This window comes from Paraburkholderia sp. J67, from assembly GCF_905220265.1.
Taxonomy (GTDB): Bacteria; Pseudomonadota; Gammaproteobacteria; order Burkholderiales; family Burkholderiaceae; genus Paraburkholderia.
In genome coordinates, this window is sequence record NZ_CAJMZK010000034.1 from 21,116 (window position 1) to 35,210 (window position 14,095).

General features: G+C 61.3%; 13 protein-coding genes. 4 read left to right on the forward strand and 9 right to left on the reverse strand.

Features of this window, described 5'->3' with window-relative positions; all coding sequences use genetic code 11:
- Nucleotides 1-6: 6 nt before the first annotated feature.
- The gene (locus tag U5782_RS36115) at nucleotides 7-1,374 is read right to left on the reverse strand and encodes an aromatic acid/H+ symport family MFS transporter (protein WP_322048644.1); all 1,368 of its coding nucleotides are present in this window, start codon (nucleotides 1,372-1,374) and stop codon (nucleotides 7-9) included.
- 340 nt (nucleotides 1,375-1,714) lie between these two features.
- Here U5782_RS36115 and U5782_RS36120 point away from each other — a divergent pair, with 340 nt between their 5' ends.
- Nucleotides 1,715-2,620, forward strand: coding sequence for a helix-turn-helix domain-containing protein (locus U5782_RS36120; protein WP_322048645.1), 906 nt, complete (start codon nucleotides 1,715-1,717; stop codon nucleotides 2,618-2,620).
- A 119-nt stretch (nucleotides 2,621-2,739) separates the two neighbouring features.
- On the opposite strand, the gene U5782_RS36125 is transcribed toward U5782_RS36120, so the two are convergent.
- Genes U5782_RS36125 through U5782_RS36135 form a run of 3 tightly spaced genes read right to left on the reverse strand, consistent with a single transcriptional unit; the run spans nucleotide 2,740 to nucleotide 5,685 of the window.
- On the reverse strand, nucleotides 2,740-3,087 hold the full coding sequence (locus U5782_RS36125; RefSeq protein WP_322048646.1) for an NIPSNAP family protein: 348 nt from the start codon (nucleotides 3,085-3,087) through the stop codon (nucleotides 2,740-2,742).
- Nucleotides 3,084-4,859 carry an FAD-dependent oxidoreductase gene (locus U5782_RS36130; protein ID WP_322048647.1) on the reverse strand — a complete coding sequence of 592 codons (1,776 nt, stop codon included), beginning with the start codon at nucleotides 4,857-4,859 and terminating at the stop codon, nucleotides 3,084-3,086. Before U5782_RS36130 ends, U5782_RS36125 begins: the two co-directional genes overlap by 4 nt.
- Complete coding sequence (locus U5782_RS36135; RefSeq protein WP_322048648.1) at nucleotides 4,840-5,685, reverse strand: SDR family oxidoreductase; 846 nt, start codon at nucleotides 5,683-5,685, stop codon at nucleotides 4,840-4,842. Before U5782_RS36135 ends, U5782_RS36130 begins: the two co-directional genes overlap by 20 nt.
- Before the next feature lie 150 nt (nucleotides 5,686-5,835).
- Here U5782_RS36135 and U5782_RS36140 point away from each other — a divergent pair, with 150 nt between their 5' ends.
- Nucleotides 5,836-6,768 carry a helix-turn-helix domain-containing protein gene (locus U5782_RS36140; protein ID WP_322048649.1) on the forward strand — a complete coding sequence of 311 codons (933 nt, stop codon included), beginning with the start codon at nucleotides 5,836-5,838 and terminating at the stop codon, nucleotides 6,766-6,768.
- A 24-nt stretch (nucleotides 6,769-6,792) separates the two neighbouring features.
- Here U5782_RS36140 and benC read toward each other — a convergent pair whose 3' ends face one another.
- Nucleotides 6,793-9,579, reverse strand: coding sequence for a benzoate 1,2-dioxygenase electron transfer component BenC (gene benC, locus U5782_RS36145; RefSeq protein WP_322048650.1), 2,787 nt, complete (start codon nucleotides 9,577-9,579; stop codon nucleotides 6,793-6,795).
- Nucleotides 9,580-9,923: 344 nt separating this feature from the next.
- Here benC and U5782_RS36150 point away from each other — a divergent pair, with 344 nt between their 5' ends.
- Nucleotides 9,924-10,688, forward strand: coding sequence for a ParA family protein (locus tag U5782_RS36150; RefSeq protein ID WP_322048651.1), 765 nt, complete (start codon nucleotides 9,924-9,926; stop codon nucleotides 10,686-10,688).
- Nucleotides 10,657-10,833, forward strand: coding sequence for a hypothetical protein (locus U5782_RS41720; RefSeq protein WP_415914472.1), 177 nt, complete (start codon nucleotides 10,657-10,659; stop codon nucleotides 10,831-10,833). Before U5782_RS36150 ends, U5782_RS41720 begins: the two co-directional genes overlap by 32 nt.
- Here the strand turns inward: U5782_RS41720 and U5782_RS36155 are convergent.
- From U5782_RS36155 to U5782_RS36170, 4 genes are all read right to left on the reverse strand, one after another.
- Nucleotides 10,830-11,096 carry a Txe/YoeB family addiction module toxin gene (locus tag U5782_RS36155; protein WP_322048652.1) on the reverse strand — a complete coding sequence of 89 codons (267 nt, stop codon included), beginning with the start codon at nucleotides 11,094-11,096 and terminating at the stop codon, nucleotides 10,830-10,832. The genes U5782_RS41720 and U5782_RS36155 overlap by 4 nt on opposite strands.
- A complete protein-coding gene (locus U5782_RS36160; RefSeq protein WP_322048653.1) occupies nucleotides 11,093-11,353 on the reverse strand; it encodes a type II toxin-antitoxin system prevent-host-death family antitoxin in 261 nt (86 codons plus the stop codon). Before U5782_RS36160 ends, U5782_RS36155 begins: the two co-directional genes overlap by 4 nt.
- Before the next feature lie 151 nt (nucleotides 11,354-11,504).
- A complete protein-coding gene (locus tag U5782_RS36165) occupies nucleotides 11,505-12,695 on the reverse strand; it encodes a branched-chain amino acid ABC transporter substrate-binding protein (RefSeq protein WP_322048654.1) in 1,191 nt (396 codons plus the stop codon).
- 20 nt (nucleotides 12,696-12,715) lie between these two features.
- Complete coding sequence (locus tag U5782_RS36170; protein WP_322048655.1) at nucleotides 12,716-14,071, reverse strand: PLP-dependent aminotransferase family protein; 1,356 nt, start codon at nucleotides 14,069-14,071, stop codon at nucleotides 12,716-12,718.
- Nucleotides 14,072-14,095: the final 24 nt, after the last annotated feature.

Genomic DNA, 14,095 nt, shown 5'->3' on the forward strand with positions numbered 1-14,095 from the left:
CCTAACCTAGTGCATTGGCACGCTTTGCTGACCTCGCGTCTGCGAAAGAGGCGCACCGCGTCCGATCATCAGGAACAAGGCACCCGCCGACACCAGCGCCGGCAGGGCAAGCAGGCTGAACACCGAGCCAAACTGCCAGCCGAAGCCCATCAAGGCCGCGCCAACCAGCGCACCCGTCACCCCGCCTATGCGCCCCACGCCGAGCATCCACGCAACACCTGTCGCGCGGCCATGCGTCGGGTAGAACGCGGCGGCCAGTGCAGACATCGATGTCACCGCGCTCGTCACCAGGGTGCCGGTCAGAAAGATGAGCGTGCCGAGCCACAACTGATGGCCTACGCCACGTCCCACCAGCAACACCATCAAGCCGGCGAGCACATACGTTGCTGCAATCACGCGATTGGCGTTGAGGCGGTCCATGACCCAACCGACACACAGGTTGCCCACCACGCCGCCAAGCGGGAAAAGCGACGTCATCAAGGCCGCGCGCGCACCGGAGAAGCCCGTGTCGCGAAACAACGTGGGCAACCAGTTGGTGAGCAGGTAATAGATCATCAGGCCCATGAAGTACGCGAGCCACAACATCAGCGTCCCGAAACGATATTGCCGCGAGAGAACGACGCGAATCGCCGACTCGCGCTTAGCGTTCGCCCCCCCCTCCGGGGCGACGAAGCGGCAACCTTCGAGCGTCGCGTCCCGTGCAATACGGCTGAGAATGCGCGCGATTTTTGCGTCGGCACGTTGGCGCACGGCCATGAACTGAACGGACTCAGGCAAGAACAGGATCAGGAGAACCGTCAGCACGATCGGCCCAATGCCGCCCGCGACCAGCACGCTCTGCCAGCCAAAATGCGGAATCAGCCATGCCGATGCGAATCCGCCGAGCGCAAGACCCGTGGAGAAGCCGCAAAACATCGCGTTGACAATGACGGCGCGCACGCGCGTCGGCGCATATTCGGACATCAGCGTGACGGCGTTCGGCATGGCCGCGCCCAGTCCGAGTCCCGTGCAAAAGCGCAGGATAGTCAGCGACTCGACCGAATTAGCGAAAGCCGAAGCAAGGCTCCACAGGCCGAAAAACGCGACGGACAGCACCAGCACGGTCTTGCGCCCCAACCGGTCGGCGAGCGGGCCCGCGAGTACTGCACCGATGCCCAACCCAACCAGCGCGGCACTCATCACTGGGCCGAGCGCCACCCGCGCAATCCCCCACTGCTGCACGAGCGACGGCGCGATGAAGCCGATGGCCGCCGTGTCGTAGCCGTCGGCCGCGACAACGAAAAAGCACAGGACAAGAATGACCCACTGAAATGGGGAGAATCGTTGGCCGTCAATGAAGGCCTGCGTGTCGACGGCGCGTGCGGGGGTCTTCATTGCTGCCCCCGCGCTGCGTGATGGACGAGCGAAGGGCGCACGCCGGCATGACCGGCGCGATCGATCGTTTTCATTGCGATGTCTCCAGATATTGATGTCGTTTTTTTGCGGCGCTGTTCCCGCGAGCGCAGGACGCTCAGGGTTGGCAACGAAGCGCCTCGCGCCTTTCATTAGTCATCCGAATCTCATTGACGACTGACGCGCGGACCATCTTGTACTTCGTCTCCAGCAAGGATTCGCGATGAATTCCCTGTGCTCGAAGTATAGGCAGACGGCGGCGACAGAGCATGGACAAAGCTTTCGAAAAACAGGACAATTTTCAAATCAGATGGAGGGCGGCATGAGGAAAATCCCTAGTTACGAACTGTATGGCGAAGCGGCGGCCGCACGCCCGCCGTGGCATGACGCCTTCAATTTCGAATGGATTCCCGAGCGCAGCCGGCCGAACGACTGGAACATTCCCGCGCATCGTCATGACGCGCTCCTGCAGTTTCTCTACATCCGCAACGGCGAAGGTCACGTCGTCATCGAGAGTGAGAAAAAGCTGTTTGACCCGCCGTGCCTCGTGATTCTCCCCGCGCAGGTGGTGCACGGCTTCTCGTTTTCACCCGAGATCGACGGTCTTGTCGTCACGGCGGCGCAGCGCGCACTGGAGTCCATCGCGAAGTCCGTTTCAACGACGCTGATCACGGTTCTCCAGCGCCCCGCCGTGATTCCCGTGCGTGGGCCGACGGCCAGCGACGCAACGCTGATGCCGCTATTCACGATGCTCGAAATGGAGTTCCGCCGTGGTGCGGCAGGTTATTCGGCTGCGGGGATGTCGTTGCTAATGGCACTTTTCGTACAGGCGGCGCGGCTTATCGACCATGCCAACGTGCCGGTGGCCGCGCTCGCCGCACGACGCAGCCTGCAGATCCGACGTTTTCGCGAATTGATCGCCCAGCATTTCCGGGACCATCGTCCGGTCGAGTTCTATGCGGACGCGCTTGACGTCACTACGCCGCAACTCGGGCGCATCTGCCGCGAGGAACTCGGTGCGTCGCCCACTGCGCTCATCAACGACCATTTGATCCGCGAGGCGCAGCGCGATCTGGTCTATTCGGGAATGACCGTCAAGCAGATTGCTCACAGCCTGGGCTTTGAGGACAGCGCTTATTTCAGCCGCTATTTCCGCAAGCAGACGGGCGCCACGCCCCGCGAATTCCAGAGCTCCGCGCATCGCGATCTGGCTCTGGGGTCGTCTTAGGGAGAACGTTTCAGCCTGAGCACGCGTTGCCTTGAAGCTGGCGCGTTCGCGCCCGCAGCGGGAACCACAACCGGAACCTGCCGCCGGGCGCGGTGGGCCAATGAACCAGCCAGATCGGCTTACGCCGCGAGACTACCCAGCGTGGCGGCGCGGACAAGGCGCGTCTCCTGCGCCGTGATCAGATGACCTGAAGCCTTGAGATAAGCCGGGAAATCTGGATGCGTATCGCGCGCAAGACATCGTCGTTCGTAGTCCGCAAGATCGTCGTAGCCCCACAGGTGGGTGAACTGATTCTGTGGCCCGACCAGACTTGTCCAGAAACCGAGCGGATGCCCAAGCGTCTCAAGCAGGATCGGCATGGCGAGGCGATTGAACACCTCCATGAACTCGGGCATCTTGCGCAGTGCGATCGTATAGACCCGCACGTCCACCAGCGGCTTTGCCAGATACATTTGGCGGGTGTTCATGCATGCACCTTCTCTTTACGCGTCGCGGCCTTGTTGGCAATCGCATTGCCAGTGACATAGCCGAAAGTCATGTTGGGCCCGTGGGTGATGCCCGCGCCCGGATAGTTGCCGCCCATCACGCTGCGCCGGTCGTTGCCCACCGCATAAAGGCCGTCAATCTCGCTGCCATCGGCCCGCAGCACTTCGCCGGTGACGCTGGTGCTCAAGCCGTCGAATGTGCCCAGATCGCCCATCACCACCTTTACTGCGTAGAAGGGACCCGTCGCGATCGGTGCAACGCAGGGATTCGGCTTGTTTTCGGGATCCGCGAGATAGCGGTTGAACGAGGTGCTGCCGCGATGAAACGCCGGGTCTTCTCCGCGCACGGCATCGCGATTGTAGGCAGCGACCGTCTGCTCGAGCGCATCCGGCGCGATGCCGCAATTGCGCGCCAGTTCGCCAATCGTTTCACCCTTGACGAGATAGCCTTTGCGCAGCAACGGACCCGTCGGCATCGGCGCGGGCTTGGCGTAGCCCAGGCCGTATTTGCCCAGCGCGACCTTATCGCAGATCAGCCACATCGCCGTCTCCCGCTCCCCCTCGCAGGCGCGAATCAGCGCCGATCCAACATCGTGATAGGAGTTCGATTCATTGGTAAAGCGCCGGCCGTTGCGCAGCACACCGATCACGCCGGGTTTGTAGCGGTCGAGCAGATGCGGGAACACGCCCGAGCGGCCCTTGCCGAACGGCACCTTCGAGACCGGCATCCACGCCGATGCATCGGAAAAGCCAAGCTTCACGGCGCCGCCGACCTTCTCCGCCATGCTCAGCCCATCGCCCGTGTTGCCGACGGGCGTGGGCGAGAGATGCTCGCCCCCACGCTTCACGTGCGGATAGACCTGCGCAATGCGCTTGAGATCGTGCGGGAAGCCGCCGCATGCCAGCACGACGCCTTGCCGGGCGGTGATCCGGATCTCACCGTCCGCCGCGCTCGCGCGCACGCCGGTCACCTTGCCGTTCTGGCTCAGCAATTCCTTCACGGGCGTCGACGTATGGATCGGAATGTCGAGCGCCAGCGCCGACTTTGCCAGTCGCGCAGCGAGCGCGTTGCCGCTCGTTACGTTGATCCCCCGACGGTAGAGCGCCAGCTCCTTGATATGCGTGGCCAGACGTCGTGTTACGTAGAAGAACGAAACAAGTGACTTGGTCGCGCGGAAGAAGTGCTTGAGGTCCGCGTTCGAGGAGTTAAACATCATTCCCATGAACGTGATCGTCTCGAGCGGCGGCTTCAGGCGCTGCATGTCCTTGCCAAGCCCGCGAATATCATAGGGCGCGGCGAGGATCGAGCGGCCGATGTCCACGCCGCCGGCAGCATCCGGGTGATAGTCCGGATAGAGCGTGGGTACGAACTTCATCTCGGTCTCGCGCTCGAAGAATTCGACCATTTTCGGGCCGTTTTCCATGAAGCATTGAACCGCGGCGGCATCGTAGTTGCTGCCCGTCTCGCTCATCATGTATTCGCGCACGCGCTCGACGGTGTCCGCCGGGTTCTGCTGTCGGCCGTATTTGCTCAGCGGAATCCACAAGACCCCGCCCGACAGCGCGGTGGTCCCGCCGAACACGGGCTCCTTTTCGAGCACGACGACATCGAGTCCGCGTTTGCGCGCTGTGATTGCGGTGGCAAGCCCCGCAGCACCCGATCCCACCACGACCAGATCGCAGGTGATCTCCTTGGCCATATCCACTCTCCTTTTCGTTATGGTGTGATGGCGCTCACGCGGCCGCGGTGGCATTGAAGCCAGGGCGCGGAACCATGTCCATCAGCATGCAATCGAGCCCGCCGTCGACCAGCACCTCCGCACCGTTGACGTAGGCCGCGAGATCGGAAGCGAGGAACATGGCCGGGCCAGCGAGATCCTCCGGCTCGCCGATACGGCGGCTTGCCGTAGCAGCAGCGCGGCGCGCCTCGAAGCCAGGCTCTTCGTAGAACTTCGCAGACAGTGCGGTGCGGATCATGCCGGGCAGCACGCAGTTGCTGCGCACGCCACGTGGGCCCCACTCCGCCGCCAGTTGCCGCGAGAGCAGCAGCACGCCCGCCTTGCTCGGACTATAGGAGCCGCTATGGGTCTGCGGGTTGAGCGCCGCAATCGAAGCCACGTGGACGATACTGCCCTTGCCCGCCGCCAGCATGTCGCGGCCAAAAGCGCGTGCACACAGCAGATAGCCGGTCAGATTCACGGCAATCGCCTGGTTCCAGTCGTCGATCGAGACCGTCTCGAGCGGTCCTGCGCGCAATAGTCCCGCGTTGTTGACGAGTACGCTGACCGCGCCGAGCGTGGCGCGAACCTCGCTCGCAGCCGCCGCAACCGAAGCTTCGTCCGACACGTCGCAGCCGAATGCCTGCGCGACGGCACCGGCCTCGCGGAGTTCGGCGGCCACCGCTTCAGCGCCCGCGAGATTGCGATCCACCAGCGCCACATGGGCGCCGACACTGGCGAAGGCGCGCGCAATACCGGCGCCAATGCCGCTACCCGCGCCCGTGACCACGCAAACCTTGCCGCCGAGATTCAACCCGTAAGCGGTCGAGTCACCTGCGCGATTTTGAAGTTTCTGTTCCATCAAATTCACCTTCCTGAAATTTTCCGCGCAAATCTTGTGTGCGAATTTTTCACACGATTGCGCTTACCGAAATTTGTATCGCCATTGAACGCCTCAAGCGCCTATGGAACAATGGACAGAGCCCACAAATAACAGGACATAACGTGCACCATGCCCGATGATCCACAGCGCAGCCGCAGCGTTCTGCACTTCTCACTCTATGGCGCTGAAGCCGGCCAACCCTGGGTGGACATGGTGCATTACGAGCCCATTTCCCTGCGGGCCGGGCGTTTCGACTTCGAGATCAAGCCGCATGTCCACGATGCGCTGATCCAGGTGCTCTACGTCACCCGCGGCGGCGGCGAGACCTTCATCGACGGCAGAACATGGGCCGTGGTGGCGCCCTGTCTGATCGTCGTGCCCGCGCACTCGGTCCACGGTTTTCACTTCCGCAGCGATATCGACGGTCACGTCATTACCGCGGCACAGCCGGCACTGGAATCGCTCGCGATGACGGCCGCGCCCGATCTGCTGGAATTCATGCGCACGCCAACGGTGCTGTCGATCGATCCCGAAGTCGAGCGCGGCACACCGTTGGATACGCTGTTTCAGTCAATCGGGCATGAAGCGCAAAGCCACGAGCGTTGGCAATTCACCGCGGGCGCAGCCCTGACGATCGCCCTGTTCGTCAAGATCGGACGCCTAAGCGAAAATGCCCGACTTTCAGCCAGCTCCGAGCAACGGACCATGGCGGCACGCATCGAACGCTTCCGCGCCCTGCTCGACCGCCATTGCCGTGAGCGACGTCCCGTTGCCAGTTACGCCGACGAGATGGGCGTCTCCACCGGTCAACTGTCGCGCATCTGCCGCGCTACCTTCGGCGTCTCAGCTATCGAGGCAATCGACGCGCGCTCGGTCCATGAAGCCAAGCGTCTGCTCGGCTATTCGACGCTCAGCGTGAAGCAGATCGCCAGTGAATTGGGGTTTCAGGACGAGGCCTATTTCGGGCGTTTTTTCCGCAAGCAGACAGGACTGCGGCCAACCGAATACCGCAGCGCCGCGCACGATCGATCCCTGCCGGCTGAAAAGCCGGGAGCGGCCTGAACCGCTCCCTGATTCGCCTCAGGCCTATAACCCGCCCAGCTTCACGAACAGATGCTCCGGCCCGGAGTTAGTGAGGTTGTTGCCTCTCACATACTGAATGGGCCTTGCCGGATCGAGCGCAATCGCACCAATCTTGCGGGCCAGCGCCTTCGTTGCGATCAGCGTCTCCAGCTTGGCGAGCGGCGCGCCAAGGCACTTGTGCATGCCGTTGCCGAACCCCAGATGCCCGCTGGAATCCCGGTCGATGTCGAACACCTCGCCGTCGGCATACTTGCGGCTGTCGCGGTTAGCAGCCGACAGCAGCAGGCGCACCACAGCGCCCTTCGGTAGCGCGACGCCCGCAACCGTGGTCGCCTCGGTCGTCATGCGGCTCACGCGCTGGACGGTCCCACGATAGCGCGCCACCTCTTCGACAAAACGGTCGGCATCGGCGGGGTTTTCGCGGATACGTCCCAGCAGTTGCGGCTGCTCGGCAAGCATGCGAAAGGCGTTTGCGACAAGAATCGTTGTCGTGTCGTGCCCGGCGATAAAGACGAACGCGCACAACTCCTTCGCCTCCTTTTCCGAAAGCAATCCGTCCTTCCACATGCGCGCGATATGCGCGCCAATCGACGGGCTATCGCTGCGCGCGAGTCGCTCCATCGCATCCTTCAGATAGGCGAAAAAAGCATGCGCGCTCTGCTCGTCGGTGCCGGTCCCCGGCGCATTGCGGGCGAGGCGGCCGAAGTAGCTGAAGGTCTCGTCCGACCAGAACTTCATCTTCTCCTCATCCTCGTTGGGCACGTCGATCATGGTGGAGATGGTCGAGATGCTGAGCGGGATAGCGAAGTCGTTGACGACATCGCCACCGCCTTTGGCGATCATCGCGTCCAGCAGGACCTCCGCCCGTTGCGCGATCTGCTCGACAAAAGGATCGAGCGCGAGCGGCAGGAAGGAAGGCTGGACGACTTTGCGTAACCGAGTGTGGTCCGGTGCATCGAACAGCGTCAGAAACGTCAGCGGCGGCGGGCTCACGACTTCGGATGAAAACAACTTCGGATTGCGAATCGCTTGATAAACATCGTCATAGCGCGAGAGGAACCACACGTCCGACGTCGCCGACTGACAACGCAACACGGGCGCATGCTCGCGCATCCAGCGGTAGTGCTCGTACGGATCGCCTTGCGAGCCGTCGTCGACGACCTTGAATGGTTCCAGCCCTTCCGGCCAGTCCAGTTCGTGCGAGTAGGCTGGCAAGGTGTTGGCCGTGAAGGGGCAAACCTGCGGCGCGACATACGTGGGAGCGGGTGGTGCGGCGACCATCGGTGCAGTCCTGGCAGGCGCTACCTTGCCAGACGCCATGCTTTCCAGTGCCCGGCTCATCGTGGCCTTGGAATGCAGCGCATGGAGCGCAATCACGTCTCGCGCCTTGTTCAGGTCGCCCAGTTCGAAGGCGGCGACAATGTCCCGATGCTGCTGGACGATATCCCCGACGATCTCGATCTGGTCGGTCAGCGCGCTGGCGATGTAATCCTGCACCGCCAGTTGCCGGTAAAGCGCGATGAGCTGGCCGTTGCCGGAAGCTTCGATCGTGAACAGATGGAAGGCGTGATTGGCCTCGATGTAGCGCGATACATCGGTAAAGCGCCGCCCCGATACGAACGGCGCCGTCGCTTCGGCGAGTTGCCGGAAGACGATCAATTGCTCGCTCGACAGCCGGCCCATCGTAAGCTGAGCCGCGCCCAGTTCGAGCGCCATACGCAGGTCAAACGCTTCATCGACATCGACAGGGGCGATGCGTTCCTCACCGGTCTGCACCACGAGTCCCGTGCCGGCGAACTTCTCGTAGTAGAAATTGCGCGGCGTCAGCCCCTCAGAAGCGAGGAAATCGCGCACCGCGTCGACCATCGGCGGCGGGCCGCAGAGATAGACATCCGCATCGCCATCGTTGAGTTGGGCGGCAACGATGTGATGCGTGACATAGCCCTTGTGGGGATGGGCACTGTCGGGGCTGGCGACGGTGCAGGCATAGGTGAAGTTCGACAGGCGCTGCGTATAGGTTTCGAGCTGGCCGACGCCAACCAGATCCTCGTCGTTGTTCACGCCCAGGATCAGGTGAATCGGCCAGGGACTGCCGCCATCGGCGACGATCTTGTCCAGCATCGAGAGGAAGGGCGCGAGGCCCGTGCCGCCCGCGAGGAACAACACGGGGCGCTCGATGGGGCGCAGATAGAAGCTCCCCATCGGGCCGCGAAATTCTATCGGGTCACCGGCTTTGGCGGTCTGGTCGAGCCAGGTCGACATCGCCCCGTGACGCACGTTGCGCACAAGGAAGGACACATGCGATTCGGTCGGGCCGGAACTGAAGGAATAGGACCGCGTCTGATCCGTGCCTGGCACCCGGATGTTGACATACTGCCCAGGAAGGAAACTGAGATCGGCACGGTTCTCCAGCTCGACCGAAAAGGCGATCGTGGTGTCCGAGGCTCGCTGGCAGGCGACGATGCGCCCCCTGTGAGAGGACGGACCCGTGCCAGAGACATCGGAGTTCGTCGCGATCTGGATCACGCAGTCGGAACGCGGGCTCATCTGGCACGTGAGCACCTTTCGCTCGCTTGCCTCCTCGGGGCTAAGCGCATCGTCCACGCAGTCGCCCAGAACATACTCGCCTGACTCGCAGACCGCCTTGCAGGTGCCGCACACACCATCGCGGCAGTCGAGTGGGATATTGATTCTTGCGCGAACGGCGGCGTCGGTGATGCGCTCACTCTCTTCGCACTCGATGGAGCGGGTCACGCCGTCCTCGAAACGCAACGTTATCTGATGGGTCATGGCGGTGTCTCCTCTAGGTCCGCCCAGACATTTCGATGTACTGATGGTATGTCCAGGCTGGGGGCGTGCGAGGCACGGCACAATCTCTCGCTAGCGCCCGTTGGGTTTAAGGACGCCAATTTAGAGCCTGAGCGGCTCTCCCCTCAATGGACAGAGACGACGTTCACCCGGACAAAACGTGCATTGCCGCGGATGCGGGATGACCCTGGTAGCCGGGATCTCACGCGAGCGGCCCGCGCGACGCACCATCATGGTGCCATTCGGTTCGATTCATCTGCGATCGCTGCGTCATCTGTCTCGGGTATGCTGAGAGTTTTTGGCCCGGTTCCGTTCAAGGGGAGAATATGCGGCGCGTCGTATTCAATCAGAAAGGTGGCGTAGGCAAGTCGACGATTGTTTGCAACCTGGCGGCCATCAGCGCCAGCGAGGGTCTGCGCACACTGGTCATCGACCTGGATGCGCAGGCGAATTCAAGCCAATATCTGCTCGGCGCGAAAGCCGGCCAGGCCAGCCCCACCGTCGCCGGCTTCTTTGAAACCGCGCTCACGTTCAGCTTCAGGCCTGTCGAAGTCACGTCGTTCATTCATCCGACACCGTTTGAGAACCTCGACGTCATGCCAGCCCATCCCGATCTGGACACCCTGCATGGCAAACTGGAATCCCGCTACAAGATCTACAAGTTACGTGACGCGCTGAACGAACTCGACATGTACGACGCGGTCTATATCGACACGCCGCCCGCGTTGAACTTCTATACCCGCTCCGCATTGATCGCGGCCGAGCGGTGCCTGATCCCGTTCGACTGTGATGATTTTTCACGTCGTGCGCTGTACACGTTGCTGGAAAACGTGCGGGAGATCCAGCAGGATCACAATGTCGCGCTGGAGGTGGAAGGGATCGTCGTCAACCAGTTTCAGCCCCGCGCGAGCCTGCCCCAGAAGCTGGTCGACGAGCTGCTCAGCGAGGGCTTGCCGGTTCTGGCTTCGCGACTCTCATCGTCCGTGAAGGTCCGCGAATCACATCAGCAGGCTTCGCCCCTCATTCACCTCGTTCCGGGACATAAACTTTCACAGGAATATCGCGCCTTGCATCGTGAATTGTCCGAATAAGGGGAATCGGCGGACGTACTCGATGTATTCGGGCACTCACTCGTCGTCCGCCTTTGTCGATCGATTTTCGATGCTTCATTTCGCGAGGTGGTTGGGCCTCCTCGCGCTTATTTTTGTGCTTGGGGAATTCGATAAAGCCGATTAGTAATGGTAGCGACACGAAATGATGTTGATCTGCGTTCCGTCTATCTCGTAGACCAGGCGATTCGTCTCGTCGATCCGGCGTGACCAAAATCCGGTCAGGTTTTCCTTTAATGGCTCGGGCTTACCGATGCCCTCAAACGGCGAGCGCTGCGTATCCTTGATGAGCTGATTGATACGCTTTAACGTCTTTCGATCCTGCCCCTGCCAGTAGACATAGTCGTCCCATGCCTCGGACGTCCACAGGATGTTCAACGCGCCGCTCATTCGCTGTCTTCGACCAGCTTGCGGGGCTTGGCCTTGCCCGCTCTTGCCTGTGCGATGGATCGTTCCAGATGGGCTACGTTGGCCGGGGAGCGCAGCAAATGAACCGTTTCCATCAAGCTGTCGTAATGCTCTTGAGACATGACGATAGCGTTGGGCGCGTCTCGCCGTGTGATGAGCGTAACGTCTACGTCATCGACTACCTGGTCAATGACGCGCTTCAGATTCGCGCGAGCGTCCGAAAAGGGAATCGTGCGCATAGGCCCTCCTTCGAGGCGTGTTTGTACAAAATACTGTACAAGTCTAACACGCACACCAATCATGTACAAGTAGTTGTACAAATAGTGCTCATACATCACCTGCTAGCGCGGCTCCCCGGACACTCGCCTTGTCACGCGGTCCGCTAACGGCCTATTCCTTACCGCCGAGGTGCTCCACGCCAAGCAAGACCCACTTTCCGCCTCGCACCTGATAAACCGTTGCAGTCGCATCGCGAAGATTTCCATTCGCGGAGAACGCGATTGGGCCACTCACCCCGTCAAACGAGCCGGTACGCAACATTTGTACGTAGCGTTTCGGATCGGTCGAATCGGCTTGCCTCATCGCATCGATCATTGCCCAGGAGGCGTCATAGGCTAACGGAGCGTAATGGACGATACCCGTGCCAAAACGGGCCTTCAATTTGCCGTCGAGTTCAGCGGCTCGCGGCATTCGCTCGAGCGGCAATCCATACTCCCAGCTGTACATGCCTTCAGCGCCCTCGCCTGCCAGCTTGAGAAAGCTGTCGTTGGTGAAACCGCCCTCGCCCATGAAGGGAATCCTGATTCCAAGCTGACGCATCTGTCTTGCAAGACCGGCGGCCTGGACGTCCTGCCCCGCGAAGAAAATCAGATCGGGGTTCACCCCTTTGATTACCGTGAGGATGGCGCGAAAATCCACGGACTGGGGTGTCGTGTATTGTCGAGATACGATTTCACCGCCGTCCTTTTGGACCGCAACAGCATATTGTTTGACGAAGTTGCTACCGTAGTCGGTCCCGTCGTCAACGACCGCGATACGCTTCGCATGCAACTGTCGAGCGGAATAGCGCGCGCTCAGCGCCGCCATCTGTTCGTCGTCGCTCGTCGTCCTGAACGCTGTCTTGAACCCCTGTGCGGTGTAAGAAGGCGAACTCGAAGTGGGTGAGATCTGGGGAATACCGGCTCGCGCATACAGTGCAGAAGCGGCGACCGAGCAACCCGAATTGTGATGACCGATTACGCCGCTCACGCCCTCGTCGACAAACCGCTGTGCCACGATCACAGCCGTTTTGGGATCGGCGGCATCGTCCTGAGCGTCAACGTCAAAGCGCACTTTCCGACCGCCAATGACGAAACCCTGCTGATTGGCTTCTTCGAACGCCAGCCGGGCCGCGTTCTCCTCGTCCTTTCCATAGGATGCCGAAAAACCCGTCAGCGGTTCGGCAATACCTATCTTGACGACATCGACGCCTTCGCATCGCGCCGGCAAATTGACACCGAAGAACACTGAAAAAGCAACGACCATCCCCATGCTTCGATGAAGCATCTCGCCTCCGTTTTTCGTTCCAGACTTGTCGAGCACGGTGTTTGTCTGCCGTGGCACTAGCGCCCCGTTGCCTTGGCCAGAAAAGCGTACAAGCGATCGACATTGGCGTGAGCCACGTTGAAGCGCATATAACTCGTCGTGACGTTGCCGTTGAAAAACAGCTTTCCCGGTGCGAGCAGTATCTGTTCTTCCAGGGCAAGAGCGGCAAGATCGGCCGAATCGCCTTCCCATTGCGCGGGCTTTGCCCACACGAACATGCCGGCCCGCGGCTCGCAAAATAGTTCGAATCCGATCGACTCCAGCCGGCGGCAAACGCGCTCCTGCGCGGTGGCGAGGCGATCGCGCAACTGCTCCATCTGTTTGCGCAGATGCCCCTCCGACAAGATCGAATGCACCAGGCGCTCCGTGACCGTGGGCGTCGACATGCCGCAAACGAGCTTCTGATAAAGCAGCCCTTCGAGAACACCTGGGTCCGCGGCGACGAAGCCAACGCGCAGGCCGGCGCCAATGGTCTTTGAAAAGCTGCCCACGTAGATCACGCGCTTGAGTTCGTCCATCGACGCGAGCGTCACCAGCGGTGTCTGGACCAGCCCCGCCGACACATCGTCTTCAACGATCAGGCAGTCAAACCGCTCCGCCGCCTTCAACACCTTGAACGCCGCAGCGGAGCTGTAGCTCGCGCCGGTCGGGTTGTGCAGACGACTATTCGTGAAGTAAAGACGCGGACGATGCGTTTCGAAGGCCGTCTCGATCATGGCCGTATCGGGCCCCGACGGTGTCATCGGAATCCCGATGCAGTTGAGATCGCGAAGTCGCAAGGCAACGAGTAAATCGCTGTAGCAAGGCTCGTCCACAAACACGGTGTCACCGGGCTGCGTGAACTGCCTGATGATGAGATCGAGTGCCTGATTCGCGCCGAGCGTTGTCATCACGCCGGCAATATCCGCCGGTATTTCCTGCTCGGCCAGTTGGCGAACGATCTGTGCGCGCAACGGCTCATAACCTCTGGCATGACCATATCCCAGCAGGCTCTCCGAATGCAGCGCGATTTGCCGGAGTGCACGACCGAGCCCGTCGCTATCGAACCAGGCATCCGGGAGCCAACCCGCGCCCGCGCGAATCGTGCCTTCGCCAGCCCCCGCGAAATTGCGCAATGACCAGCCGTTCGTTAGCTGCTCGTCGAGTTTCTCGACCGCGAGTCTTGGCTTTGCGTGGCCCCGCTCCGATACATAAAAACCGGAGCCACGTCGCGCGACAAGCACGCCCTGGGCAACCAGCCGGTCGTAGGCCTCGACGACCGTAAAGGTGGAGACGCTGTGCGCTTCCGCGAAAGCACGGATGCTCGGCACGCGCATCCCGGCTCTCCAGCGCTTCTCCTCCACTTCCCGAATGACGCCGTCGATGATCTGCAAGGTCAATGGCGCTTCGGCCGTCGC